The sequence below is a fragment of the Phreatobacter sp. AB_2022a genome, assembly GCF_026847585.1.
Classification (GTDB): Bacteria; Pseudomonadota; Alphaproteobacteria; order Rhizobiales; family Phreatobacteraceae; genus Phreatobacter.
The window spans coordinates 36522-61682 of record NZ_JAPSET010000037.1; the positions used below are offsets into that span (position 1 = coordinate 36522).

The window sequence follows — 25161 nt, forward strand, 5'->3', positions numbered from 1 at the left end:
GGCGGCCGAAGCCGGGGCGTCGGAAGGGGCCTGGCATTCAGTTCGCAACGACCGCGACGCTCGCCTCCGCGCGCAGGACGACTTCCACCACGTCGCCGGGCAGGACGTCGGTATCCTCGGCCACGGTGAGGCGCTGCCACTGGTCGCCTACCTTGCGCGTGACCACGAGGCTGATCGAGGGCGTCGCGCCCGGGCTCGGCACGGCGGGCGCGCCGCCGCTCGGCCGGAGCTTCTCGCCGACCGCCTGGATGCGCAGGGCCAGTTCGGCGAGGCGTGCGCCTGCATCGCGCAATTGCAGGAGAAGCGTGTTCTGGCGTTGATTGCCGAGCCGCTCGAGCTGGCGCGCGTAGTCGTCCGCCTGGCGGCGCGCGCGCATGAGCTGCACCGTGGTTTCGAGGCGGCGCGAGGAGGACAGCAGGACCGCGCGGCGGCTGTCGGTGACGCGCTGGCTGACCAGGGTGCCGCCGCCGAAGAGCCGGTTGACGCGTTCGAGCTCCGCGGTGTCCGCGTCGACGCCCTTTCCCTCCTCCTGCTCGCGCCGGGCGAGCACGACGACCTGTTCCTGCGTCTCCCGTGCGGCGCGCGCGAGATAGCTGCTCTCGAGCCGGAATTCGGCCTGCGAGACCTTCAGCGAGTCCTGTTCGGCTTTTGCGATCGTCTCCGCCACGGACGGGGGCAGGGGCGAGGCGCGCGGCGGCGTGAGATCGAACTCGTCATGGTCGGCGAGCTCGGCGCGGAGACGCAGCGTGCGGAAATATTCCCGCAGATAGTCCGTCCACAGCGTGTCGTGATCGCGGCGCAGGTCGGCCGGGTCCGCGCCGGCCTGGGTGGCGCGGGAGCGCAAAAGGCTGTAGCCGCCGGCGGCCGTCACCACCTGGCGCACGGTCGTCATCGGCCGATAGGCCTGCTGGCCGGGGGTCAGCACATCGCCGGTCACGTAGACCGGCCTGAACTCGGCCACCGAGACGAAGATGTCCTCCGGCCGGATGCTGATAATGTGCTCGCGCCCGTCCGGCGCGCGGCTGCGCAGTGTCCGGTTCGGCAGCAGCATCTCCATCCGTGTCTGCAACTCGGCTTCCGTCAGTCCGCCGACCATCACACGGCCGGTCCAGGGCAGGGCGATGGTGCCGTCGGCCTGAATCATCGCGCGCTGGCGCTGATCGCCGAGCACCGCTAATCCGATCTCGACCGTATCGCCCGGTGCCAGCCGGTACGGCCCGTCCGCGTACGCGGCCGGGGAGGCGGCGAGGCAGGCGCAGAATAGCGGGGCGCCAAGCAAAAGCGAATGCCGGATACGGGTCATCTCTGCGGCTCCGTGATGGATTCCAGGACGGCGGCGCGTTCCGGCCAGTCGAGCTGGGCGACGAAGGCATGGATGGGGCCGCCGGGCCAATCCCAGTTGCTCGCCCATATGACGCGCGTGCCGTCGGGCGAGGGGGATGCCTGTGCCTCGTTCCAATAGTCGTGCCGGACGCTGTGGGTATGGACGATCCGGCGAAACTCGCCGCTGCCGTCGATCTTCAGCGCGATCACCTCGCGGGCGAACGGGGCCCAGCCCGTCCGCCGCGCGACCGCGGCAGGATCGCCCGCATAGGTGACGAAGACCCAGCCCGGCCGCCGGATCGAGCGCAGCGAGGCATGCTGTCCCTCGCCGGTGGGCGCGAGCACGGTCACCGCCCCGTCGGCAAGCCGGCGCTTGATGATGAAATAGCGGTCCGGCGGGGCCTTGCTGATGCCCACATAGACCTCGCTGCCATCGGCATCGACCGTCATGTCGCCATGGCCCGGCCGATGGTGTTCGGGCCAGCGCTGCACCAGCCGGGCATCGATGGTGAAGACGAAGGCCTGGTCCGTGCCGTCCTCCAGATACTGGAAGCAGACCACGTGCAGGCCGAGCGGCGAGATGGTGCAGGAGTTGGTGCGCCCCGGCAGACCCTGCAGGGGGATGTCCGCGCCCTTGCGGCGCTCCACGAGATCGAGCGCGAAGGCGACCTCCTGGCCGTTGGCGGCGACCGCGCGCAGGGCGATCCAGCGGCCGTCATTCGAGGGATTGCCCTTGTTCGGCCCGAATTTGAGGTCGCGGTAGCCCTCGGCGCGATAGAGCACCTCCTCGCGCGCGCTCTTCGGTTCCCAGATCGTCACCGCGGAAGGGGCTACGCAGATCATTGCCTCGGGCCGGATCGGATGCCATTCGCATTCGCCGAACCGGGCGCGGCGGAACAGCGGCTCATAGGTGCGTCCGTCGAAGAAGCACAGGCCGCCGCAGCCGATCGGAATGAGAAGCAGGCTCTGGTCGGCATTCCAGGCCTGGGCGCTCGAATAGCGATGGCGGCACATGTCGCGCCCGCAGGCGATGCCCGCGCCGAGTGTCGTCCCGGGCTCGGTGATGCGCGTGAAGGACGTGCCGAAATCCGGATCGCGGCTGGGCTGGCGATAGCCCGGCAATGACACCTCTGGCGGCGGCACCACCCGCGCGCCGGAGAGCTGATCGGGGAACGCCGACGTCCATCCGAAAAAGGCCGCGATCGTGGCGGCGGCCGCGGCCCAGCCGGGCGGACGCCGGCGCCCGGCCCGCGCGGGCCGGTTCATGTGATGAAATCCTTCTGGCGGCGCACGCGGCCGGCGCCGATGCGGCCGCGCCACCATGCGATGGTCTTTTCCAGGCCCTCGCTGAGGGCGGTGCGCGGCCGCCATCCGGTCTCCCGTTGCAGGCGGGAGCTGTCGGCGAGCAAGGCGCGCACTTCGGAATTGGCGGGGCGCATGCGCAGCTCGTCGCGCCGCACCGGCTTCGTCGTGCCGGTGAGGCCGCGGATGATCTCGATGAGGTCGGCCACCGTGACGGCCTTGCCGCTGCCGGCATTGTACGGCCGTCCAAACTCGATGCCCGGAGCGCTGCCCGCGACCATGAACGCGGCCACCGTATCGTCCACATAGGTGAGGTCGCGCACAGGCGTCGTATCGCCCACCATGATCGCCTCGCAGGTCGGGTCCAGCGCCTGCCGGATGATGGTCGGGATGATCGCCCGCTCGCTCTGCCGCGGACCGAATGTGTTGAACGGCCGCAGCGTCACCACGGGTAGTCCGAACGACCGGGCAAAGGCCTCGGCCATCATGTCGGCGCCGATCTTCGAGGCGGAATAGGGCGACTGGCCCTGCAGCGGATGGGTTTCGGCGATCGGCATGGTCTGGGCCGTGCCGTAGACCTCGCTGGTGGAGGTGTGAACCACCCGCTCGGTGCCGTATTGCCGCGCGGCTTCCAGGACGTTGAGCGTGCCGAGGACGTTGGTCTCCACATAGGACTGGGCGGCCGCGTAGGAATGCGGGATGGCGATCAGCGCCGCCAGATGGAAGACGAGATGCTGCCCCTGCACGATGCGGGCGACGAAGGCCGCGTCGCGCACGTCGCCGCGGATGAGCATCAGCCTGCCGCGCGTCGGCTCCGGAAGGTCGTCGAGCCAGCCATGACTGTCGAAGGAATTGTAGAGTGCCAGCGCAGTCACCCTGGCGCCGGCATTGGCCAGCGCCTCTGTCAGATGCGAGCCGATGAAACCGTCCGCGCCGGTGACGAGGATCTTCATGCCGTCGTAGGTCATGGGGCACCTGTCTTCCTGTTCGCGGCGCCGAGGAGGTCCGGCAGCCGGTTATCGGCGGCGGCGGCCTGGTCATGGGTTGCCTGCCCGCCCGGCGTCCAGCCGAGCACCGCCAGCACGCCGCGGATGAGCATCGCGACGTCGGAGGCCCGCGTCCGGGTCGGGAAATAGGCGAGATCGAGCCTGGCCTTGGCGGGGAACAGCACCTCGCGGTAGAAGCGCGTCGGATCGGCGTCGGCAGGGTAGAAGCGGCATTCGTTGCGGAAGTGGATCTGGCTCGGCCCGAGCAGTCCCGGCTTGAAGTCGAGGACGGGTTCGAAGCCGCCGCGGAAGCAGTCGGCGAAGGCCATGGATTCCGGCCGCGGGCCGACGATCGCCATGTCGCCCCGCAGCACGTTCCACAGCTGCGGCAGTTCGTCGAGCTTGGTCGCCGCCAGGAAGGCGCCGACGCGCGTCAGCCGCCTGTCTCCCGCCACGGTGAGCGGACAGCCGCCGGTGCCGCTCGCGGCGCCGAACTTGCGGAACTTGTACATGACGAAGGGCCGGCCGCGGCGGCCGAGCCGCATCTGCGCGAAGAAGAGCGGCCTGCCGCCTTCGATCCAGACCGCCGCCATCGCGGCGAGGAAGAGGGGCGACAGCAGCACCAGCGCCGTGACGGCGATCATGAGGTCGAAGCAGCGGCTCGTCGCTTCGCCGAAATCGCGGGCCGCATGGCGGCGGCCGAGGTCGACGTCGGACGTGCTCATGCGACCGCCTCCGCCGATGCGTGGTTGCGCAGGGCTGCCCCGAGGCTGGCGGCGACCGTCTCGACCGCTTGCGCGTCCATGCGGGGATGGAGCGGCAGGGTGAGTTCGCGCCGCGCGAAGTCCTCGGTCCGCGGCAGGCTGACGTCCGGCCAGAGGCTGCTGTAGAGCGTCATGCGATGCACCGGCGAGTAGTGGATCGTCGTCTGGATGCCGTCGGCGCGCAGATGATCGATCACCGCTTGACGGTCGGCGTCGGCGGGCAGCAGCACCGGCATGATGTGGCAGGTGGTCGGCCGCGGTTGCGAGAAGGGCACCGTCAGGTCCGGGCAATGGGCGGCCAGCCGGCGGCGATATTCTGCCGTCAGCGCGCGGCGGGCCTCGTTCCAGTGCGCGAGATGACGGAGCTGGACGAGGCCGATCGCAGCCCGCAGTTCGTCGAGCCTGTAGTTGAACCCGATCATGGTGACGTCGTAGGTCGGGGTCCGCGCGTCGAGCCGCTGGCGCGTGCCGCTCGTCATCCCGTGACCGCGCGCCTGGCGGATCTGGGCCAGAAGAGCGCCGTCGCGGGCGATCACCGCGCCGCCTTCGCCGGTGGTCATGTTCTTGTTGCCGTAGAAGCTGAAGGCTGCGGCAACGCCGTACGTGCCGACCTCGCGCAGGCCCGGGGCGTGGGCGGCATCCTCGATGAGCATGAGGTTGCGGCGCCGCGCCAGGGCCTGCCAGGCGCCCCGATCGGGCAGGTAGCCGGCGAAGTGGACGAGGATGACGGCCTTGGTCCGCGGCGTGCAGCGGGCCTCGGCCTCCGCCAGCGACATCAGCGGCACGTCCGGCGACTGGATGTCGACGAAGACGGGTGTCGCGCCGACGTAAAGCACGCTGTTGGCCGTCGCCACGAAAGTGAGCGCGGGAACCAGCACCTCGTCGCCCGGCCCAAGGCCGAGCGCGTGCAGGATCAGGTGCAGCGCAGCGGTGCAGGAGTTCACCGCGACGCTGTCCTCGGCGCCATGGGCCTGGGCAAAGGCCTCTTCGAAGGCGCGGACCCTGTCCCCCATCGTCAGCCAGTTGCTGTCGATGACGTCGCACAGCGCATTCTTCTCTTCGTCGCCCAGAATGGGTTCGCCGACCAGCAGCATGGCGTCGATCCTTGCCGGTGAGGGGGGTCAGGCAGCCTTCGGCTCGGCGGCGGCGGACTGGTCGTCCCATGCGACGTCCTGGGCCCGGTGGAAATCCTCCACCCGTCCGATGTCGAGCCAAAGGCCGTGATGCTTGAAGACGTGCACCGACGTCCCGTTCTCCAGCATCTGGAGCATCAGGTCGTCGAAGCCGAATGGCACGCCGTCGGGGATGAACTCGAACACTTCGGGGTCCATGCAGTAGAGCCCCATGCTGACGAGATGCGGCAGCGAAGGCTTCTCGCGGAACTCGACGACGGTGTTGTCGACCTCCTCGATGACGCCGAAGTCCATCTTGATGGTCCGGACCGCCGTGGCAATGGTCACCGGGCCGGGCTGGCGGCGGTGGAAGTGGGCGAACTGGCTGAGGTTGAGGTCGGTCAGTACGTCGCCGTTCAGCACCAGGAACGTATCATCCAGGTGCTCACGCACCAGGGTCAGCGGGCCGATCGTCCCGAGCGGCTCGATCTCCTCGGTATAGACGATCTTCAGATTCCACTGCTCGCCATTGCCGCAGAAGCTGCGGATGAGGTGGCCGAGATAGCCCGTGGTGACGAACACCTCGCGGATGCCGTTGCGCCGAAGCCATTTCAGCAGCAGCTCGAGCACCGGCCGCGAACCGATCGGCATGAGCGGCTTCGGCAGTACCGCCGTATAGGGACGCAGCCTGGTGCCCTTGCCGCCACATTGGATCACTGCCTTCATGCGAACCTCCCCTTTTCCGCCAAGGGCGGCCATCACCGGCCGGTCAGCGCGACATTTCCGACTGCGGGCATGGTCGCCGAGGCTTGCTGGCCGGACGTCCTGTCCCGATGTGAGATCGATGCTAGGTCGCGTTCGGAAGGATCGTCTTCGTACGTTCGAAGGACGGCTGCCCGACAGGGGCCGCCCGGACCGGGCGCCGGGCACAGGCCCCCTCCTGTCGCGCCGAAGCGACGACGCATCCCGGCATGGCGTGCGCGGCCCGGAAGCCGTGCGTGGAAAGACCATGCGCACGAGCCCGCGCGAAGGGGGGAGCGCGGCGTGACGGGCTCGCCGAAAGGATTGCGCCGCTGGAGCTACTACCTTGGATGTAGAAAATCGAAGTTTCCCTTGGGGAAAGGGGCATTCGGAAAGCCCACTAATCCTTCGGAGCGCGGCCGATAGCTACAGCGAGCACGTGTAGATTAATGAAGCGTTGCTAAGCTTTCATCCTGGCTGGAATGCCGGGGAGCGGATCTTGCGATCTGCCGGGGGCTCCTGCCGAGTGCATGGAAGGCGCAATGACCGGCACCGCGCAATGGCGGGCCGTGGGGAACAATCGAAAGCACCATACAACGACGGCGTGATCAGCACGGTGGCGGCCTGGCCTGCCACCGGGGCCTGCGCTGCTGTGCGAACGCTCTCGTGGGGAGTAGTGTCATGACGTTTGTGAACTGCCGTGCAGAAGACTCTTACCGGACGATCACGCCGTTTCTCGATGGGCGTGCCCCGGCGCCGAGCCGCGACCTGTCCGCCGTCAGCGCGTCAGGCGGTCGGGACGCGGCCGATCATCCGGCGCTGACCGCGATGGATCGCCTGGGCTGCGGCTATCTCCTCTTGTCGGAGGGCCGCCGCGTCACGGAGGCCAATGCGACGGCCCGCACGCTGCTGCTCGGCGCTTCCGGTGCCACGCGAAGTCTCGACGAGGTTTCGCGCGCCTTCCGCCGTTTGATGGATCGCTCGCGCCCGCGGCCGATGCTCGGCGCCCTGTCCTGGGTCGCCGTATCCGGCCGCGACGAAGCCCCGCTCTTCGTCAACCAGACGTCCGAGCCGCCGCCCGACGGACGCTGCGTCGTCATGCTGCTCGACCTCGACGCCCATCTCCAGCCCAATCCCTACATGCTGCAGCGGATGTTCGGACTGACCGTCGCCGAAACGCGGCTCGCCATGCTGCTGGCGCAGGGGGAAGTGCCGATGGAGATCGCCCGCAGCCGGCATCTCAGCCGCACGACCGTGCGCTCCCAGCTCGCCGCCATCTTCGCCAAGACGCAGACACGGCGTCAGGCGCAGCTCGTCTCTCTTCTCACGCGGGTCGCCGTGCTGCCCTGACGGGGGCGCGCCGGCTTGTCAGGGAGGGAGACGCACCATGCATATCACGATGATCGGCTGCGGTTATGTGGGCCTCGTATCGGGCGCCTGCTTCGCCGATTTCGGCCATTCGGTCACCTGCGTCGACAGCGACCCGGCGCGGATCGAGGCCCTGCGCGGCGGCCAGGTTCCCATCTACGAACCCGGCCTCGCCGAACTGGTGGCAAGAAACGTGGAGGCGGGACGTCTTGCCTTCACCACGGCACTCGCGCCCGCGGTCGGGGCGGCGGATGCCGTGTTCATCGCGGTCGGCACGCCTTCGCGGCGCGGCGACGGCTTCGCCGACATCTCGCATGTCTTCGCCGCGGCGCGGGAGATCGCCGCGGCGCTGCGCGGCGTCACGGTGGTGGTCACGAAGTCGACCGTTCCGGTCGGCACCAGCGACGAGGTCGAGCGGATCATCCGCGCGACCAATCCGGCGGCCGACGTTGTCGTCGCCTCGAACCCGGAATTCCTGCGGGAAGGCGCGGCCATCGCCGATTTCAAGCGGCCGGATCGGATCGTCGTCGGCACCGGCGATGCGCGGGCGCGCGAGATGATGGCTGAGATCTACCGGCCGCTCTTCCTCAATGCGTCTCCGCTGCTGTTCGCCTCGCGGAGGGCAGCCGAACTGATCAAATATGCCGCCAACGCGTTCCTCGCGATGAAGATCACCTTCATCAACGAGATCGCGGACCTGTGCGAGAAGGTCGGAGCGGACGTGCAGGATGTCGCCCGCGGCATCGGCGCGGACAACCGCATCGGGCCGAAATTCCTCCACGCCGGCCCGGGCTTCGGCGGGTCGTGCTTCCCGAAGGACACGCTTGCCCTCGTCAAGACCGCACAGGACTACGACACGCCGCTGAGGCTCGTCGAGGCGACTGTCGCCGTCAACGACCAGCGCAAGCGCGCCATGGCGCGCCGGATCATCGTCGCGGCCGGCGGATCGGTGCGCGGCAAGGTGGTTGCGGTGCTGGGGCTGACCTTCAAGCCGAATACCGACGATATCCGGGAGGCGCCCGCGCTCGCCATCATCCGCGGCCTGCTCGACGCCGGCGCAACCGTCCGTGCCCACGACCCCGAGGGCATGGAGCAGGCGCGCGTCCTGCTGCCCGAGGTCGAGTTCTGCGAAAGCCCCTACGAGGCAGCGCGCGGCGCATCGGCTCTCGCCATCGTCACGGAATGGGACCAGTTCCGTGCGCTCGGGCTGCGGCAGTTGAAGGAGGCGATGGCCCAGGCGGTTCTGATCGACCTGCGGAACATCTATTCCGCACGCGAGGTCGTTCGCCACGGCTTCCGCTATGTCGGGGTCGGTCAAGGCGACCACGAGCAGCCTCCGGCGGTCAGGCTCCGCCGCGCGCGGCGTCTGGACATGACCGGGCCTGCGGCCGTGGATGGTGCGGCACCGGACCACGCCCGCGACCGGAGGCGGGCGTGACACGTTTCCTGGTCACCGGCACGGCCGGATTCATCGGCTTCCATCTCGCCCGGCGCCTGCTGGCCGATGGCCATGCCGTGGTCGGCTTCGACGCCATCACCGACTACTACGACCCGCGGCTGAAGCGGGCGCGCCATGCGCTTCTGGAACAGTTTGCCGGTTTCCGGCCGGTGATCGCCCGGCTGGAGGACGAGGCGGCCCTCCGGAAGGCGGCCGACCTTGCCGCGCCGGAAGTCGTCATCCACCTCGCCGCGCAGGCGGGCGTGCGCTACTCGATCGAGGCGCCGCATGCCTATATCGGCCACAATGTCGTCGGTTCGTTCAACCTTCTGGAGGTGGTGCGGGGCGTGCGGCCGCGCCATCTGCTGCTTGCCTCGACGAGTTCCGTCTATGGCGGCGGTCCAACCCCGTTTCGCGAGACCGACCGCGTCGACTGGCCGATCACACTCTATGCCGCGACCAAGAAGGCGATGGAGGCCATGGCGCACAGCTATGCCCATCTCTGGCGTATTCCCACCACCTGCTTCCGCTTCTTCACGGTCTACGGCCCATGGGGGCGGCCCGACATGGCCCTGTTCAAATTCGTCGATGCCATGCTGGCCGGCCGGCCCGTCGAGCTCTACGGGCAGGGCGACATGCGGCGCGACTTCACCTATGTCGACGATCTGGTCGAGGCGGTCGTGCGCCTCGTCGACCGGGCGCCGCGGCAGGGCGCGCCGGTCATGGTCGAAGACGGGGCTGACAGCCTGTCGCCGGTCGCCCCCTGGCGGGCGGTGAACATCGCCGGTGGCATGCCGGTCGGCCTGCAGGACTTCGTGGCTGCCATCGAACATGCGACCGGCAGGCGGGCCGAGCGCATTCTCCTGCCCATGCAGCCCGGCGACATCAGGGAAACCCATGCCGATCATCGCCTGCTGGCGGCGCTGACCGGCTACCGCCCCGCCACGCCCGTGGCGGAGGGCGTGCGTCACTTCGTGGACTGGTATCTCGACTATTCGGGCGCGCATGCCGCCAGGGCGTCCTGAGCGCGCGGCCGGTTCCGCCGTGCAAAGGCTATTTCTCGCGGAAGGCCCGCTTCAGCTGGTCGCCGATCGGCTTCATCAGATAGGCGAGGGCGGTGCGGTCTCCGGTGCGCACATAGACCTCGGCCGGCATGCCCTGCACGAGCCGGTGGTCGCCGAGCCGGGCAAGCTCGCCGTCGCGCAGCGCAACGCGCGCCGTGTAATAGGCGGTGCCGAGATTCGGGTCGCGGACCACGTCGGCGGACACCCGCAGAACCTTGGCCTCCACCTCGGGCGTCGTGCCGTGGGGCAGGGCCGTCAGGCGGACATGGGCGGCCCGTCCGACCACCACCTTTTCGATATCCTGCGGCTGGACGCGGATTTCGATCACCAGATCGTCGTCGCCCGGCACGATCTGCATGATCTGCTGGCCGGCCGGAATGACGCCGCCCACGGTATGGTGGGCGAGCTGGTGGACGATGCCGCTCTGCGGAGCGCGGATCTCGATCCGCTTCAGGGCGTCCTCCGCCTGGACGCGCCGCTCCACCAGTTCGCCGAGCTTGCCTTGCACGTCGCGCAGCTCGCTGGAGACTTCCCGACGCAGATCCTGGCCGATCTGGAGGATGAGCAGTTCGGTCTCGGTGATCCGCGCCTGCGCGCGGGCGCGCTCGGCGACGAACTGGCCGACATCGCCTTTCAGGCGGGCCTGCTCGCGTTCCAGTTCCACCAGGCGCGTGCGCGGGACCAGGTTGCGGCGGAACAGGTCGCCGATATCGGCCACCTCGCGGTCGATCAGCTCGGCCTGCCTGCGGCGGGCCTGCTCCTGGGCGGCGATGCCGGTGATCTCTTCGCGGATCTGGTCGATGCGTTCGCGGAACTGCCTGGTCTGGCCCTCCCGGGCTTCGAGCCTCGCCCGGAACAGGATCTTCTCGCTGTCGAAGGCGCGCACGACGTCGGGGAAGCCCACCCACGGCTCCAGGGTGCTGGGAATGGTCAGTTCGCGCAGGCCGTCGCGCTCGGCCTCCAGCCGTGCCATCCGCGCCTCGGCCTCGATGATCTGCTTGACCACGACCTGCAGGTTGGCGCGGATCACGGTGTCGTCGAGCCGCATGAGGACGTCGCCCTCCGTCACATGGGCCGTCTCGCGCACCCGTATCTCGCCGATGACGCCGCCGGTCGGATGCTGCACCGTCTTTACGTAGGTGTCCGCCACCACCGTGCCGCTGGCCACCACCGCGCCCGACAGCGGCACGGTCGCCGCCCAGACGCCCAGGCCGCCGACGAGGCCGGCGACGATGATCATGCCGTTCCGGATCAGCGCGTCCATGGCCGGGTCGGGGCCGGGCGCGAACAGCATGGAGCCGGCGCGTCTTGCGGCGTTGCCCGCAAGGCCGCGCGCGACCGGCAGGGCCGCCATGAGGAAGGCGAGCTTGTCGCGCACGTCGATCGTCATCGGCTTTCGCCCTCGGTGGACAGCACGCGGTCGAGGATGGCATCGCGCGGTCCGAAGGCGGCCAGCCGGCCCTCGCGCATCACCGCGACCGTATCGACCGCCGCGAGCGCGCTCGGCCGGTGGGCGATGACGATGGCGATGCCGTTGCGCTCGCGGATGCGGCGGATGGCTTCGGTGACGGCGTCCTCACCGTCCGTGTCCAGATTGGCGTTGGGCTCGTCGAGCAGCACCAGGAAAGGGTCGCCGAACACGGCGCGGGCCAGCGCGACGCGCTGGCGCTGCCCGCCGGAGAGAGCAAGGCCCCCTTCGCCGATACGGGTCTCGTAGCCTTCGGGCAGCGCGCGGATCATCCCGTCGCAGCCGGCGACGCGGGCCGCCGCGACCACCTGATCGAGGCGGGCGCCGGGGCGGAACCGCGCGATGTTCTCGGCGACGGTGCCGTCGAACAGGCCGATATCCTGGGGCAGGTAGCCGATGAAGTCGCCGCGCGTCTCGGGCGCCCATTGCGACAGTTCCGACCCGTCCAGCCGGACGGAGCCGCGCGCCGGCGTCCATACGCCGGCGAGAACGCGTGCCAGGGTCGACTTTCCCGATGCCGAGGGCCCGATAATGCCGAGCGCCTGACCGGCGATCAGCGACAGCGACACGCCGTGGAGGATCGGCGCCTGGCCGCCGGGCGCGGCGACCACCGCCTGTTCGAGCGTCAGCATCCGCTTCGGCGCCGGCAGCCGCTGCCGCGGCGGAGCTTCCGGCATCGCCCGTGCCGCGAGGCGCAGCCGGTCCCAGGCCTGCCGCATGGCGATGAAGCCTTTCCAATGGGCTACCGCCGTTTCGATGGGCGCCAACGCGCGGCCCATGAGGATGGAGGCCGCGATCATCACGCCGGGGGAAGCCTGGTCGATCAGCACCAGATAGGCTCCGAGGCCGAGAATGGCCGACTGCATCGCCATGCGGAACACGCGCGAAATCGTGCCGAAGGTGGAAGAGGCATCGGTCGACGCCTCATGGGCCGCCAGATAGCGCTCATTGACCGCCAGATAGCGGCCGACCAGCGCCTGCTGCATGCCCATGGCCGCGATCGCCTCGGCATTGCGTCGCGACGTCTCGGTCATGGCGAGGCGCGTGCCGATCTCCTGCGAGAGCGCCCGGCTCGGCCCACGCACGGCATATTCGGTGAAATAGGTGATGGCGAACAGCATGAGGCCGCCCGCCAGCACAGCCCAGCCGATCAGCGGATGCAGGACGAAGCAGAGAAGGACGAAGAGCGGCGTCCAGGGCAGGTCGAAGAAGGCCGTCGGCCCGAGGCCCGAGACGAAGGCGCGGACCGTGTCGAGGTCACGGCTCGGCTGGAGCGGATCGGCCGTGCGGCCCGCCTGGAGCGGGATCTCGAGCACCAGCCGGTACACGCGCGCGGCCAGGCGTCGATCCACCGACAGCCCGATGCGGGTCAGGAGCCTCTGACGGATGATGTCGAGCAGCGCCAGCACCACGAAGACGCCCGCGAGCAGGGCGGTCAATCCGACCAGCGTCTGGATGGAGCGGCTGACCAGCACCCGGTCATAGACCTGGAGCATGTAGATGGCTCCGGACAGCATCAGCACATTGAGGACGCCGGAGAATACGGCTGCTGCCTTGAGGGGGCCGCGGCAGGCCTTCAGGGCCGCCGCCACCGGGTCTTCCTGCGCCGCGGCGACATGCGCGCGGGCGCCGTTCGAATTGCCGTTCACTTTCAGCCCTTCCGAAATCGGTTGGCGGGACGTGGCCGGAGCGGCCTGCGGCAGGGATCGGCGATCCGCGCGACGGCCGGGCTGCACTGGCTTCGACATCGCAGCGAGGCTGTGGGGGAAGGAGCCTCGAAGCCGATGCATCGGAGCCCGCCAGCTCCGTCGTGCGGCGGCGGAAGCGCCGCCCCGCAAGTCCGAGAGGATCACGGCACAGGCGTCGCGCGCGCTGCACGATCCTCATTTGCCGAACGCCGCCGGAGCTCGCTCCGGCGGCGCCTGCCGTCAGGCCCTCGCCGCGACGGCGCTCCCGCCCGCCGCTGCGAGGATGGCGATCAGGGCCTCAGCCCCACAGATGGTCCCAGGCGGAATGGTGATGGCCCGGCATCTTGCCGGCCGGCGAGGCGCCATCGGCATGGCCCTGGCCGGAGACATCGGCGCCCGCGCCCGCGTCGGCGGAGACACGGCTTCCATCGCGATTTTCCAGGAATGCGAACTGGCCGCCGGTGCCGGCCTTGCCGACAAGGCCCGCGTCGTGGGCGCTGGTCGTCGCGTCCGCCATCTTGGATCCCGCATCCGAAAACCGGAAGGCATCCACGCCCGCGAATTTCTGGCCGAACTTCTGTCCGCTGCCGGCCCAGTCGGCACGATCGCCGAGGCTCCAATGGCCGCCGCGGCCGCCGTCGCCGGTTGCGATCGCCGGCGAGGTCGGCTCGCTCACATCGGGCGTGCCGCCATTGCCCGAACCCGCGCTCGAGCCGGTGCCCGGATCGGTCGGATGGGGCGCGGTCGGGAGTGCGCCTGCGTCGGCGCCGCCGGCATCGGCCGGCGGGGCCGGCGGCTCGGTCACGGCCGGAGCCGTCGGCGTGGTGGTCGCGGCATTGTGCTCGCGGAACACGTCGAGCAGTCCGGCATGGGTCGACAGGGCCTGATCGCCGTTCTGCGACTGCCAGTGATAGGCATAGTCGAAGGCCGGGTTGGGCACGACACCGGCCCAGTGGTCGATCATCGCCTTCATCTGCGTGGAGGTCGGCATGACATAGGCGTCGCCGGTATCGGTCGACCAGTCGCCGCCGCCGAAGGCCTGATAGACCGGCACGATGCTCGAGAGCGGAATGCCCGCCTTGATCGCGGCGTCGACGTTTTTGTCGATCGCGGACAGATCGAGCTGGCCGCCGGACCGCACCGGATAGGGATCGAGGCCGTAATAGTCGATGCCGGTATTGGCCGGATTATAGGTGTTCATGTAGGTTGGGCTGGTCGTCATGCCCATGTTCATCATGACGATGAACGTCTTGGCGCCGGGCACATTGGCATGGATCCAGTCGGATTCGGCCTTCAGGTCCGCGGCCGAGACCTTGGGCCCCCACAGGCCGGTCGGATCCGGTTCGTCCGCGAGATAGAAGCCGAATAGTTTATCGTTTCCAATATATTGGGAGACGGTGTTTATGAATTCGCTGGTGACGCCTTCGGCCTTGTCGAGCCAGACGAGTCCTTTGGTTCCTTCCGGTAGCGAATTGAGCTGTTCAACTGATTGTACGTCAGCCAAATTGAAGCCAAAAGAACCAGCGGAATACGTTCCATTGCTCTCAATTCCACCGCCGGCAACGTAATGCAATGTCATAATATGCTCCTGAAATATGATTCAGCTTGCCCAAATGGTCTCGCGGTCTTTGGTGGCGAGAATGTGGTTAACGGGTGCTCATTTTCCCCACAATCGGCGACCTGCGCGTGTGATTTTCGATTCGGTCAGATCTCCGATGGTGGCGGGCGGCGGCCGATATTTGCGGAAAAAGTAGACATTACATGGTATTGTTATAGATATGCCCATTTGCGCCTGCCGATACGTCAGGATGTCTGACGGGACTACTCCTTAAGAGGTAGAGCTAATCCCATTGCGCTCTGGTTGCAGACGCTTCCGTCAGGGCAGGTTTGGCAGCCGGCTGCTGGTCCGGTGACCGGAAACTTCGAGGCTGGAATGCGCGTGACCGGGAGCGGCGAGGTGGCGGCGGCCTATGCTTGCGGCCACACCAGGTTCATGGGGTTGGATCTTCTGGTCGCGCCCGGCGCCCTTGTGCCGCGGCCGGAGACGGAGCTTCTCGGCGCGACGGCGGTCGATGCCTTGCACGGCATGGGGCTCACCGCGCCGCGGGTCATCGACATGTGTTGCGGCACCGGCAATCTCGCCTGCGCCATCGCCGCGCGCGTCCGGCAGGCCCGCCTGTGGGCCTGCGACCTGACGGAAGAATGTGTCGCCGTCGCGCGGCGCAACATCGCGGCCCTCGGCTTCGCGGACCGTGCCGCGGCGTTCCAGGGCGATCTGTTCGCGCCCCTCTCCGGCGAGGGCCTGGAGCGGACGATCGACATGGTCGTCTGCAACCCGCCCTACATTTCCGAGAAGCGGCTCATGGGCGAGCGCGCGCATCTGCTCGCCCATGAGCCGCGCGAGGCCTTCGCTGCCGGGCCCTATGGGCTGAGCATCCATATGAGAGTGCTGAAGGAAGCGCTGCCGTATTTGCGGCCGGGGGGTGCCCTGCTGTTCGAGGTGGGGCTTGGCCAGGCCCGTCAGGTCGCGGGCCTGTTCGCGCGCAGCGGCGCCTATGACGCCGTCTCGGTGATCGCCGATGCCGCCGGCGCAGGTCGTGTCGTGCTCGGATTTGCGCAGCCGTCCTGAGCGGGAGGCAGCCCTTGTGATGGAGCGCATGGGCGCCGATGGGGGATGCTTCGTCCGATCGGATGATGAAGCGCCGGGGCGGGAAGGCGACAAAGCAGTCTGGACATTGGGCGAGGTACGACATGGGTCCGGCGCATCCGCGATCGGCATGGGGTGAGCGACGTCCCGAGCCCCTATCGGCGCCGCCGCGCGATTGCGGCGTGCGGGCCATGCGGGTCATGGCGCGGGACAGCGGCCTTCCGATCGTTTTCCTCCTGCCGGGATCGGTCGGGTACGGCCGCAGCCTCGCCGGCCTCGCGGCCGCCATGGCCGGCGCGGCCCGGATCGTCCCGATCCGCTACCCGGACCTGCGGACGATGCTGGCCGGGGGCGAGTCGCTGGCGGCCATGGCCGATGATGCCATGGAGCAGATCCGTCGGAAGCAGCCGAGCGGTCCCGTCCGGCTTCTCGGACATTCGCTCGGGGGAGCGGTGGCCTTCGAGGTGGCTGGCCGGCTTCTGGCCAGCGGGCGCTCGGTGCGGTTTCTCGGCATCCTCGACACGAGCATCCTCGGGGAGCGTTCCGAATATCGCGAGACCGTCTTCCGCACGCTGCAGCGCATCCGGGCCAGTCAGGTAAGTGCCGCCCGGATGGCGTGCCGGGCCCTCGCCAAGGTCGCGACGGCGCTCGGCTGCGAGGCGCTGCTCGCGCGCATCGTCGATCGCAAGGGCGCAAGCCAGTTCAACGCCACGCGGTTCCGCATCACGCTCGAACTGCAGGAGGTGCTGCGCGCGCGCGCCTTCTTCCGTTGGCTCGACCAGCCGAAGGCTTCGCTGCCGCTCGCCGCAACGCTGTTCCGCTGCGCGCGCAAGGACATGCCCCAGCATCTCGGCTGGGAGGGCATGTTCGCCCGGCTGGAGGTGACGGCCATCGACGGCGGCCATATCGACCTCATCATGGAACCGCACCTGACCCGGAACCATCCTCTGATCGAGGCCGCGATCGTCGGCTCCTACGCGCCGGCCGAGATCGCGCCGCGGGGACTGGCATCATGAGCAGCCTGGCGCCGATCGCCCGCCGCGACGCCTTCGACAGGGAGGTGCTGAAACTCGACGCCGAGAAAGAGACCGACCGCATCGCCGCGGCGCTGAGTGATCAGGTGGTTGCGGTGCTCGGCCGCCGGGGCGCGGTCGTCGGCCTGTCGGGCGGCATCGACAGCTCGGTCGTCGCCGCGCTCTGCGTGCGGGCATTCGGTCGCGAAAAGGTTCTCGGCCTGCTGATGCCCGAGCACCATTCCTCGAGCGAGTCCCTGAGGCTGGGGCGCCGCATCGCGGCCGAGCTTGGCATCGAGGCGATCGTCGAGGATATCGGGCCGGCGCTCGGGGTGCTTGGCGCCTACCGCCGACAGGAGGACGCGATCCGTGCCGTCGTGCCGGACTATGGCGAGGGCTGGAAGTGCAAGCTCGTCCTGCCGCCGATCCGCGAGAGCACCGGCATCAACGTCACCCGTCTGACGGTGCAGGATCCGCGAGGGGCGGTGGCGACCGTCCGACTGCCGCCGGACAGCTACCTGCAGCTCGTCGCCGCGACGAACTACAAGCAGCGCCTGCGCAAGATGACCGAGTATTACCACGCCGACCGGCTGAGATATGCGGTCGTCGGCACGCCCAACAGGCTCGAGCACGACCAGGGCTTCTTCGTCAAACAAGGCGACGGCACGGCCGACGTGATGCCGATCGCGCACCTCTACAAGACCCAGGTCTACCAGCTCGCCGCATATCTGGGCGTGCCGGAGGAGATCCGGCAGCGCCCGCCGACCACGGACACGTTCTCCATGCCGCAGAGCCAGGAGGAGTTCTACTTCGCGCTGCCTTACGACCTGATGGACCTCTGCCTCTATGCGGCCGATCACGGCATTGCCGCCGAGACCGCGGCTGGGGTCACCGGCCTGACGGTCGATCAGGTGCGCCGGGCCTTCAGGGATATCGGGGCCAAGCGCCGTGCGTCCCGCTATCTTCACGCGCGGTCGCTGCTCGTCACACCGGTCGCCATGGAGTGAAACGATGTGCGGCGTGGCAGGCATCGTGTCCCTCGGCGCCGCGATTCCACCGCCTTCGCGCGCGGCGCTGGCGCGCATGGCCGGGGCGCTCGTTCATCGTGGCCCGGACGAGCAGGGCCTCTATCGCGATGCACGGGCGGGCCTCGCCCATGCCCGCCTGTCGATCATCGACAGAGATGGCGGCCGGCAGCCTCTGGCCGACATCGACGGCACCGCGTGGATCGTCTTCAACGGCGAGATCTTCAACTATGTCGAACTGCGCGCCGAGTTGATGGCGCTCGGCCATCGCTTCCGCACGCGCAGCGACACCGAAGTGGTCGTGCAGGCCTGGCTCGCCTGGGGCGAGGCCGCCTTCGAGCGCATGAAGGGCCAGTGGGCGCTGGCGCTGTGGGTGCCCGCCGAACGGTGCCTGGTCCTCTCGCGCGACAGGACCGGCATCTGCCCACTCTATCTTTGCGAGCATGGCGGCCGCCTTCTGTTCGCAAGCGAGGTGAAGGCGATCTTCGCGGCCGATCCGGCGATCCCGCGCGCTCTCGATGCCGCCGGCCTCGACCAGACCTTCACGCTGTGGACGGCCGTCGCCCCGCAGGGCGTGTTCGCCGGCATCCGCGAACTCGCCCCCGGCCACACGCGCGTCTATCGCGACGGCGTCATGCGCGAGCTTTGCTTCTGGGAGCCGCGGTTTGCCCTGGGCGACGATGGTTTCAAGGGCTCGCTGGACGAGGCCGTGGAGATGGTGCGCGCGGCGCTCGATAAGGCCGTCTCGCTGCGGATGGTTCGCTCCGACGTGCCGGTCGGAAGCTATCTGTCGGGCGGCCTCGACAGTTCTCTCGTCGCGGCGATGGGGCGACGCTTCGCCGGCGACCGCTTCCAGACCTTCTCGCTGCGCTTCGCCGATGCCGAGTACGACGAGACCGCGTATCAGCGCCTGATGGTGCGCCGGACGGGCAGCGAGCATCACGAGCTCGTCGTCGCGCGCGCCGACATCGCTGAGGTCTTTCCCGCCGTCGTCAGCCATGGCGAGCGGCCGATCCTGCGCACGTCGCCCGCGCCGCTGTTCCTGCTCTCGCGGATGGTGCGCGAGGCCGGGATCAAGGTCGTGCTCACGGGCGAGGGGGCCGACGAGGTGTTCGCCGGCTATGACCTGTTCCGCGAGGCGAAGGTGCGGCGCTTCTGGGCGCGCCAGCCCGCGTCCGCCTGGCGGTGGCGGCTGATCGAGCGGCTCTATCCCTACCTGTCCCGGTCGCCCGTCCAGCATCAGGCGATGGCGCGGCAATTCTTCGGCCACGGCCTTGCCGGCAGCGCCATGCCGGGCTTCGGCCTGGAGCCGCGCTGGCGGACGACCGCCGCGCTCAGGCGGCTGTTTTCCGCCGACATGCGCGCGGCGGTCGCCGGCCGGGACGCCGTGTCGGAACTTGTCCGCAGCCTGCCTTCGGCCTTCGCGCAGTGGGCCCCGCTGGCGCAGGACCAATATCTGGAGATGCGGACCCTGCTTTCGGGCTACCTGCTGTCGGCCCAGGGCGACAGGATGCTGATGGCCCATTCGATCGAGGGCCGCTTTCCCTTCCTGGACGAGGAGGTCATGGCGGTCGCCAATGCGCTGCCGGCCCGCCACAAGCTGCGCGTGCTCGACGAGAAGCACGTCCTGAAGCGTGTTGCGGAGCCGTTGGTCCCGCCGGAGATCGTGGCGCGGAAGAAGCAGCCTTATCGCTCGCCCAACGCCCTCTGCTTCTTCGGCGCGGATGCGCCGGACTATGTCGACGACCTTCTGTCGGAAACCAGCCTGCGCGATGCGAACCTCTTCGATCCGGCGGCCGTTGCGCGGCTCGTCGCGAAATGCCGGACCCATGCGGACAGGCGCGGTGGCGACCTGTCCAACTCCGACAACATGGCGCTGGTCGGCGTCCTGTCCACCCAGCTCCTGCACCATCGGTTCGTCGCGGGCCGGCCGGAGGCGGAGCCGCTGGCGGCTCCGGCGACCGACATCGACCGTCTGCAGCATGCGGAGGTGTTTGCGTGATGGACAATGCCGTACCGCTGCTGAACGACCATCTGATCCGATCGGCCTGCCGCAGCCCCGAGAAGGTCGCGCTCGTCTGCGGCAAGCGGCGCGTCACCTATGACGAGATCGATGCCGGTTCCGACGCGCTCGCCGCTCATCTGGCGTCGGCGGGCGTCGCCCGCGGCGACCGCGTCATGATCTTCGCCGACAACACCGTCGAGACCGTCGTCAGCTTCTGGGCGGCGCTGAAGGCCAATGCGGTGGCCTGCCTGATCAACCCGCTGACCAAGGCCGACAAGCTCGACTATCTCCTGCAGGATTGCCGGCCGGCGGCGTTCATCACCGACGCGCACCTGGCCGCCGCCTTCGGCGCGCCCCTGCGCCGTGCGGCCTTCGTGAGGCGCGTGGTGGTCAGCGGCGAGGTCAGGGATGCCGATCTCGCCGGCCTGCCCTGCGCGGTGACATGGGAGGCGGCGTCGGTGGCCCATGGCGCGCCGCCGGTGCGGCGCTGCATCGACATCGATCTGGCGGCGATCGTCTATACGTCGGGATCGACCGGCGACCCGAAGGGCGTGATGCTGACCCATCGCAACATGCTGACGGCCTGCGCCTCGATCGCCTCCTATCTCGAGCTGCGCGAGGACGAGGTGATCCTCAATGTCCTGCCGCTCGCCTTCGACTACGGTCTCTATCAGATGATCCTGGCGTTCAGCGTCGGCGCGCGCCTGGTGCTGGAGCGCTCCTTCGCCTTTCCGGTGCAGATCGTCCGGCTTCTGGCGGAGGAGCGGGTCACCGGCCTGCCGGGCGTGCCGACCGTCTTCTCGACGCTGCTCGGCCTGAAGTCTCTCAAGGAAGGCGACCTGCCGAGCATCCGCTATGTCACCAATACCGGCGCCGCCCTGGCCGTGAGGCACATCCAGATGCTGCGGGTCCTGCTGCCCAGCGCCCGCATCTACTCGATGTACGGGCTCACCGAATGCAAGCGCTGCACCTACCTGCCGCCGGAGGACATCGACCGCAAGCCGGACAGCGTCGGCATCGCCATCCCGAACACCGAGATGTGGATCGTCGACGAGAGCGGCGAGCGGGTCGGCCCCGGTGTCGTCGGGCAGCTCGTCATTCGCGGCGCGACCGTGATGAAGGGCTACTGGGGCAAGCCCGAGGAGACGGCGCGGAAGCTGAAGCCCGGACCGCTGCCCGGCGAGCAGGTTCTCCATACCGGCGACTACTGCCGCATGGACGAGGAGGGCTATCTCTATTTCGTCGGCCGCAGCGACGAGATCATCAAGTCGCGCGGCGAGAAGGTGGCGCCGAAGGAGGTCGAGAACGTCCTGATGGGTATTGCGGGCGTCAAGGAGGCGGCCGTCATCGGGATTCCCGACGAGCTCCTGGGCGAGGCGGTCAAGGCCTTCGTGGTGATGGAGCCGGGCACGGCGATCGGCGAAGCGCAGATCCGCAACGAGTGCCGGCGCCGCCTCGAGGCCTTCATGGTGCCGAAGCACATCGACATCGTCCAGAGTTTGCCGCGAACCGACACGGCGAAGGTCGACAAGCGGGCGCTGTCGTGAGCCCGGCCGTTTCACCCCGAGGATCGTCCAGTCATGTGGAGGAGGAGCCCATGATGCGAGAAACGAGTGCGCTCAGTGCCTGCAAGGACAGCGTTCGCGCGTTCCTGGCGGCGAACTTCTATGTCGGCGATGTGGCCGGGTTGAATGACGACAGCTCGCTGATCGACCAGGGCATCATCGATTCCACCGGTGTGCTCGAAGTCGTCGGCTTCATCGAGCAGACCTTCGGCATCGCGGTCGACGACTGCGAGCTGTTGCCGGAGAACCTCGACACGATCCAGGGCATCGCGGCCTATGTCATGCGCAAGCAGCACGAGCCGGCGCCGACCGGCGCGCTGGTCCGCGTGACATAGCCGCCGCATGCGGCGGAACACGACCGCACAGGCGCCCGGCGGCCGCCGCGGGCCAGCTGTGGCCCCGGGGCGCCGATATCCCGTCTTCCGATCCGGCCATTGTATGGCCAGCCATGCCGGGGCAGGGGCCGGGGCCGGGGCCGGGGCGCGAGGGCTGGATCCCCTGTCCGCGGCCGGCCCGGCGGGGCGGGCGGCAGATGAAAGCCCGGGGCCTGGTCTCCTCATTCTCCGGACGGATCCCAGGGAGTGTCGCAATGTCCTCATATCGCGACAGCCATTCGGCACCCGGCTATGCGCGGCTCTACGACCGAACCTTTGCGGAGGGATATTACGCTCGGCTCTGGAACGACGTTGAGCGGCCGTTGGTGCAGTCGATCCTGGCTGGCCTTGCCGCCGGCGGGGCGCGCCGATCGCTCGATTTTGCCTGTGGCACCGGCAGGATCCTCGCTCTTCACGAGGCGATCTTCGACGATGTCGTCGGCAACGACGTTTCGGCCGAAATGGCGGCGCGCGCGCGGGAGCGATGTCCCAGGGCCCGCATTGTCGTCGGCGACGTCACCGCTCAGGGCGCGGGCCGGGTCCCGCGCGACCGGCAGGTCTGCACCGCCTTTCGCTTCTTTCTGAATGCCGAGCCCGAGCTCCGGCATGCGGCCATGGCGGCGCTTCGCGACTGCCTCGTCAGGGACGGTCATCTCGTCGCGAATTTCCATGTCAATTCGATCAGTCCGATGGGGCGCCTCTATCGCGTCCGGAATGCGCTGGCGCGGCGGACGATCAACAATGTCATGAGCGAAGGAGAAGCCGTGGCGCTGTTCAGGAGCCATGGCTTCGCGGTCGAAGCCGTGCATCGATATGGGCTATGGCCCCGCATCGGCTGGCACTTCGACACGCTCAACCGCAAGCTGCTGTCGCGCGCGGAAACGATGGGCCGGCGGCTCCCGTTCCTCCAGCGCTATGCGCAGACATTTATCCTCGTGGGGCGACGCCAGTAGCGGACCGGAACGTCCTCGCGCGCACCGAAAGAGCCGGTTGCGCGCCAGGCCATGGTCACGGTTGTTTGTGTCGAAACATGTCTGCGGCCATGTTGAGACATCATTCGTCATGAAACGCTGCTTCTTTCCGCCGCACTTGCCGGTAGAAACAGAAGGCCTGCGCTGCCCGACGAATGGTCGCCCATGAAAGAACGCACGCCGCGAATCCTGGTGGCCGACGACGATCCGGAGATCCGAAAGCTCCTCGCCCGCTACATCGAAGCGCAGTCGTTTCGCGTCCTGCTGGCCTCGAGCCGCGCCGAGCTGCGGGAACGCCTCGCGACCGACGACATCGATCTCATCGTTCTCGACGTCATGCTGCCCGACGGCTCCGGCCTCGACATCTGCCGCGACCTGCGCGCCGAGCGAAACACCGTCCCGATCATCCTCCTGACCGCGCTCAAGGAGGACATCGACCGGATCCTCGGCCTGGAAATGGGGGCGGACGACTATCTCGGCAAACCGTTCAATCCGCGCGAGCTGGTCGCCCGCATTCGCGCAGTCCTGCGGCGACGCTCCGAAATGACGATGCTCCAGTCGCCGGCCCAGAAGGCCTATCAGTTCGATGGCCTGGTCGCGAACCCGCAGCTGCGCAGCGTCGTGGATGCGCAGGGCCAGGCGATCGAACTGACCGGCGCGGAGTTCGACCTCCTCCAGATATTCCTGGATCGGCCAGGGCGCGTGCTCTCCCGCGATCAGCTTCTCGACCTCACCCATGGCCGCAGCGGCAACGTCCTGGATCGGTCGATCGATGTCCTCGTCAGCCGCCTGCGGCGGAAGCTGGACGCGTCCGAGACCGGCCGCTTGTTCAAGACCGTTCGAAACGGCGGCTATCAGCTCGTCGTCAAGGTCGAGGTCCAGGACCTTTCGTCGTGACCACCCTGCGCGCCAAGCTCGCCGTGCTGATCGCCGTCGTCATCATCACGATGGTCACGGTCCTGACCGGCGTGCTGCTCCGCATCTTCAACCCGCCGAAAGAGCAGCAGGCGATCGGTCCCTTGGTCGAGCAGGTCCATTTGCTGGTGCAGGTGGCGCGCACCGGCTCCGATGCGATCGCCGTTCAGCAGGGGCCGGCTGACGGAAAGATCGCGGACGGCATCACCACCTGGCTGCGCGAGGCGCTGAGGGCGCGTGGCCTGCCGCGGGACGTGGTCGTGTCCTATCGGAGCTCGGACGATGCCATGATGTTGTCCGTGCCGGTCGAAGGGGGGTGGCTCGTCATGCAGATCACCGACTTCCCGCCGCGTATCGGCGTTTTGAACATACTTCTCATGTGGTTCGCGCTCATCGCGTTCGGGGCCATAGCCATCGCCCTCTTGTTCGCGGAGCGCATGGTCAAGCCTCTCGTCCTGCTGGAAAGGGCCATCGAGTCGGTCGGCCCCGACGCGCTGCTGCCCGAGCTGGCGGTCAAGGGGCCTGCCGAAGTGCGCGTCGCCGCGCGGGCGCTCAATGGCCTGTCCTCGCGCCTGAAGGCCGCGATGGAAAGCCGGATGCGCCTCGTGGCGGCGGCCGGTCACGACCTGCGGACACCCATCACGCGGATGCGCCTGAGGGCCGAGTTCGTCAAGGACGATGACGAGCGCAGCATGTGGCTCAAGGACATCGAGGAGCTCGGGCGTATCGCCGACAGCGCCATCCTGCTCGTTCGCGAGGAGTCCGGGCGGTCTCCTTCGGAAGAGCTCAGGCTGGACGTGCTGATTTCGGAGCTGGCAGGCGAGCTCAAGGCCCTGTCATACGATGTGACGCTCACCGGCACCGCCGCGGTGACCGTGCGGGCCAGCCATGGCAGTCTCAAACGTGCGTTCGGGAACCTGATCATCAATGCCGCGACCCACGGCAGGCGGGCCCGCGTCTTGCTCGAGACCGCGTCCTCGGAGGCGGTCGTCGTCATCGACGACGACGGGCCGGGTATCCCGCAGGAACTGATCGGGCAGGTCTTCGAGCCGTTCTTTCGCGTCCATCCGTCGCGCGAGAAGGAGAGCCAGGGGGCGGGGCTCGGGTTGACGATCGCATCCGAGATCGTCCAGCGCTGCGGCGGAAGCATCACTATCAGGAACGGTGCGCAGCAGGGTTTGCTGCAGATCGTGCGGTTGCCGATGGTCGACACGCTGCCGCGGACCGAGGCAGCCTAGGGATGTCCCGTGCTCGCCCGGGGGCGTCGAGGACGGCGCCACGTCCGGGCGCCGGGATCCGGGCCGCCGCTCGTCGAAGGGCTTCTCCGCCATCGCCCCGGACCGGCCCGATCGGACCGGCGGTGTCTACGGACACGGCCGCAGGCGCGGCAGG

21 protein-coding genes are annotated in these 25161 nt (G+C 68.5%); 12 read left to right on the plus strand and 9 right to left on the minus strand.

Annotated elements, in window-relative coordinates; translation table 11 throughout:
* Window positions 1-37: 37 nt before the first annotated feature.
* The 6 genes from OZ671_RS23040 to OZ671_RS23065 are packed head-to-tail and all read right to left on the minus strand — an operon-like array spanning window position 38 to window position 6213.
* Complete coding sequence (locus OZ671_RS23040; protein WP_268862894.1) at window positions 38-1411, minus strand: polysaccharide biosynthesis/export family protein; 1374 nt, start codon at window positions 1409-1411, stop codon at window positions 38-40.
* Window positions 1300-2589 carry a hypothetical protein gene (locus OZ671_RS23045; protein WP_268862895.1) on the minus strand — a complete coding sequence of 430 codons (1290 nt, stop codon included), beginning with the start codon at window positions 2587-2589 and terminating at the stop codon, window positions 1300-1302. The genes OZ671_RS23040 and OZ671_RS23045 overlap by 112 nt, the downstream gene beginning before the upstream one ends.
* The gene (locus OZ671_RS23050) at window positions 2586-3593 is read right to left on the minus strand and encodes an SDR family NAD(P)-dependent oxidoreductase (RefSeq protein ID WP_328286398.1); all 1008 of its coding nucleotides are present in this window, start codon (window positions 3591-3593) and stop codon (window positions 2586-2588) included. Before OZ671_RS23050 ends, OZ671_RS23045 begins: the two co-directional genes overlap by 4 nt.
* Window positions 3590-4336 carry a sugar transferase gene (locus tag OZ671_RS23055; RefSeq protein ID WP_268862896.1) on the minus strand — a complete coding sequence of 249 codons (747 nt, stop codon included), beginning with the start codon at window positions 4334-4336 and terminating at the stop codon, window positions 3590-3592. Before OZ671_RS23055 ends, OZ671_RS23050 begins: the two co-directional genes overlap by 4 nt.
* Window positions 4333-5469 (minus strand): DegT/DnrJ/EryC1/StrS family aminotransferase, encoded by a 1137-nt coding sequence (locus OZ671_RS23060; protein ID WP_268862897.1) that lies wholly within the window; start codon window positions 5467-5469, stop codon window positions 4333-4335. Before OZ671_RS23060 ends, OZ671_RS23055 begins: the two co-directional genes overlap by 4 nt.
* Window positions 5470-5496: 27 nt before the next feature.
* A complete protein-coding gene (locus OZ671_RS23065) occupies window positions 5497-6213 on the minus strand; it encodes a nucleotidyltransferase family protein (RefSeq protein ID WP_268862898.1) in 717 nt (238 codons plus the stop codon).
* Between the two features lie 696 nt (window positions 6214-6909).
* On the opposite strand from OZ671_RS23065, the gene OZ671_RS23070 reads away from it, so the two are divergent.
* Genes OZ671_RS23070 through OZ671_RS23080 form a run of 3 tightly spaced genes read left to right on the plus strand, consistent with a single transcriptional unit; the run spans window position 6910 to window position 10059 of the window.
* The gene (locus tag OZ671_RS23070; RefSeq protein WP_268862899.1) at window positions 6910-7578 is read left to right on the plus strand and encodes a helix-turn-helix transcriptional regulator; all 669 of its coding nucleotides are present in this window, start codon (window positions 6910-6912) and stop codon (window positions 7576-7578) included.
* Window positions 7579-7615: 37 nt separating this feature from the next.
* Window positions 7616-9034, plus strand: coding sequence for a UDP-glucose dehydrogenase family protein (locus tag OZ671_RS23075; RefSeq protein ID WP_268862900.1), 1419 nt, complete (start codon window positions 7616-7618; stop codon window positions 9032-9034).
* Window positions 9031-10059, plus strand: coding sequence for an NAD-dependent epimerase/dehydratase family protein (locus OZ671_RS23080; RefSeq protein ID WP_268862901.1), 1029 nt, complete (start codon window positions 9031-9033; stop codon window positions 10057-10059). The genes OZ671_RS23075 and OZ671_RS23080 overlap by 4 nt, the downstream gene beginning before the upstream one ends.
* 28 nt (window positions 10060-10087) lie before the next feature.
* Here the strand turns inward: OZ671_RS23080 and OZ671_RS23085 are convergent, their stop codons facing one another.
* From OZ671_RS23085 to OZ671_RS23095, 3 genes are all read right to left on the minus strand, one after another.
* Complete coding sequence (locus OZ671_RS23085) at window positions 10088-11488, minus strand: HlyD family type I secretion periplasmic adaptor subunit (protein WP_268862902.1); 1401 nt, start codon at window positions 11486-11488, stop codon at window positions 10088-10090.
* Window positions 11485-13215 (minus strand): type I secretion system permease/ATPase, encoded by a 1731-nt coding sequence (locus OZ671_RS23090; protein ID WP_268862903.1) that lies wholly within the window; start codon window positions 13213-13215, stop codon window positions 11485-11487. Before OZ671_RS23090 ends, OZ671_RS23085 begins: the two co-directional genes overlap by 4 nt.
* A gap of 337 nt (window positions 13216-13552) precedes the next feature.
* Window positions 13553-14758, minus strand: a complete 1206-nt coding sequence (locus OZ671_RS23095; RefSeq protein ID WP_268862904.1) for a calcium-binding protein — start codon at window positions 14756-14758, stop codon at window positions 13553-13555.
* A gap of 429 nt (window positions 14759-15187) precedes the next feature.
* Here OZ671_RS23095 and OZ671_RS23100 point away from each other — a divergent pair, with 429 nt between their 5' ends.
* From OZ671_RS23100 to OZ671_RS23140, 9 genes are all read left to right on the plus strand, one after another.
* Entirely contained in the window at window positions 15188-15883 is a 696-nt protein-coding gene (locus tag OZ671_RS23100) for a N5-glutamine methyltransferase family protein (protein WP_268862905.1), read from the plus strand.
* Window positions 15884-16101: 218 nt separating this feature from the next.
* The gene (locus OZ671_RS23105) at window positions 16102-16917 is read left to right on the plus strand and encodes an alpha/beta fold hydrolase (protein ID WP_268862906.1); all 816 of its coding nucleotides are present in this window, start codon (window positions 16102-16104) and stop codon (window positions 16915-16917) included.
* A complete protein-coding gene (gene nadE, locus OZ671_RS23110) occupies window positions 16914-17921 on the plus strand; it encodes an NAD(+) synthase (protein WP_268862907.1) in 1008 nt (335 codons plus the stop codon). Before OZ671_RS23105 ends, nadE begins: the two co-directional genes overlap by 4 nt.
* A 4-nt stretch (window positions 17922-17925) precedes the next feature.
* Window positions 17926-19941: an asparagine synthase (glutamine-hydrolyzing) gene (gene asnB, locus OZ671_RS23115; protein WP_268862908.1), complete on the plus strand. Its 2016-nt coding sequence runs from the start codon at window positions 17926-17928 to the stop codon at window positions 19939-19941.
* Window positions 19941-21491, plus strand: coding sequence for a class I adenylate-forming enzyme family protein (locus OZ671_RS23120; RefSeq protein WP_268862918.1), 1551 nt, complete (start codon window positions 19941-19943; stop codon window positions 21489-21491). The genes asnB and OZ671_RS23120 overlap by 1 nt, the downstream gene beginning before the upstream one ends.
* Window positions 21492-21541: 50 nt before the next feature.
* Window positions 21542-21844, plus strand: a complete 303-nt coding sequence (locus tag OZ671_RS23125; RefSeq protein ID WP_442957120.1) for an acyl carrier protein — start codon at window positions 21542-21544, stop codon at window positions 21842-21844.
* Between the two features lie 254 nt (window positions 21845-22098).
* The gene (locus OZ671_RS23130; RefSeq protein WP_268862909.1) at window positions 22099-22836 is read left to right on the plus strand and encodes a class I SAM-dependent DNA methyltransferase; all 738 of its coding nucleotides are present in this window, start codon (window positions 22099-22101) and stop codon (window positions 22834-22836) included.
* Window positions 22837-23019: 183 nt separating this feature from the next.
* The gene (locus tag OZ671_RS23135; protein WP_268862910.1) at window positions 23020-23751 is read left to right on the plus strand and encodes a response regulator; all 732 of its coding nucleotides are present in this window, start codon (window positions 23020-23022) and stop codon (window positions 23749-23751) included.
* The gene (locus OZ671_RS23140; RefSeq protein WP_268862911.1) at window positions 23748-25007 is read left to right on the plus strand and encodes an ATP-binding protein; all 1260 of its coding nucleotides are present in this window, start codon (window positions 23748-23750) and stop codon (window positions 25005-25007) included. Before OZ671_RS23135 ends, OZ671_RS23140 begins: the two co-directional genes overlap by 4 nt.
* Window positions 25008-25161 lie beyond the last annotated feature (154 nt).

Coding starts and splice junctions, on each gene's coding strand:
- OZ671_RS23040 (WP_268862894.1), bottom strand. CDS start 1,411: ATGGGCGAGCAACTGGGATTGGCCCGGCGGCCCCATCCATGCCTTCGT.
- OZ671_RS23045 (WP_268862895.1), bottom strand. CDS start 2,589: ATGAACCGGCCCGCGCGGGCCGGGCGCCGGCGTCCGCCCGGCTGGGCC.
- OZ671_RS23050 (WP_328286398.1), bottom strand. CDS start 3,593: ATGACCTACGACGGCATGAAGATCCTCGTCACCGGCGCGGACGGTTTC.
- OZ671_RS23055 (WP_268862896.1), bottom strand. CDS start 4,336: ATGAGCACGTCCGACGTCGACCTCGGCCGCCGCCATGCGGCCCGCGAT.
- OZ671_RS23060 (WP_268862897.1), bottom strand. CDS start 5,469: ATGCTGCTGGTCGGCGAACCCATTCTGGGCGACGAAGAGAAGAATGCG.
- OZ671_RS23065 (WP_268862898.1), bottom strand. CDS start 6,213: ATGAAGGCAGTGATCCAATGTGGCGGCAAGGGCACCAGGCTGCGTCCC.
- OZ671_RS23070 (WP_268862899.1), top strand. CDS start 6,910: ATGACGTTTGTGAACTGCCGTGCAGAAGACTCTTACCGGACGATCACG.
- OZ671_RS23075 (WP_268862900.1), top strand. CDS start 7,616: ATGCATATCACGATGATCGGCTGCGGTTATGTGGGCCTCGTATCGGGC.
- OZ671_RS23085 (WP_268862902.1), bottom strand. CDS start 11,488: ATGACGATCGACGTGCGCGACAAGCTCGCCTTCCTCATGGCGGCCCTG.
- OZ671_RS23100 (WP_268862905.1), top strand. CDS start 15,188: ATGCGCGTGACCGGGAGCGGCGAGGTGGCGGCGGCCTATGCTTGCGGC.
- OZ671_RS23105 (WP_268862906.1), top strand. CDS start 16,102: ATGGCGCGGGACAGCGGCCTTCCGATCGTTTTCCTCCTGCCGGGATCG.
- nadE (WP_268862907.1), top strand. CDS start 16,914: ATGAGCAGCCTGGCGCCGATCGCCCGCCGCGACGCCTTCGACAGGGAG.
- asnB (WP_268862908.1), top strand. CDS start 17,926: ATGTGCGGCGTGGCAGGCATCGTGTCCCTCGGCGCCGCGATTCCACCG.
- OZ671_RS23120 (WP_268862918.1), top strand. CDS start 19,941: ATGGACAATGCCGTACCGCTGCTGAACGACCATCTGATCCGATCGGCC.
- OZ671_RS23125 (WP_442957120.1), top strand. CDS start 21,542: ATGATGCGAGAAACGAGTGCGCTCAGTGCCTGCAAGGACAGCGTTCGC.
- OZ671_RS23130 (WP_268862909.1), top strand. CDS start 22,099: ATGTCCTCATATCGCGACAGCCATTCGGCACCCGGCTATGCGCGGCTC.
- OZ671_RS23135 (WP_268862910.1), top strand. CDS start 23,020: ATGAAAGAACGCACGCCGCGAATCCTGGTGGCCGACGACGATCCGGAG.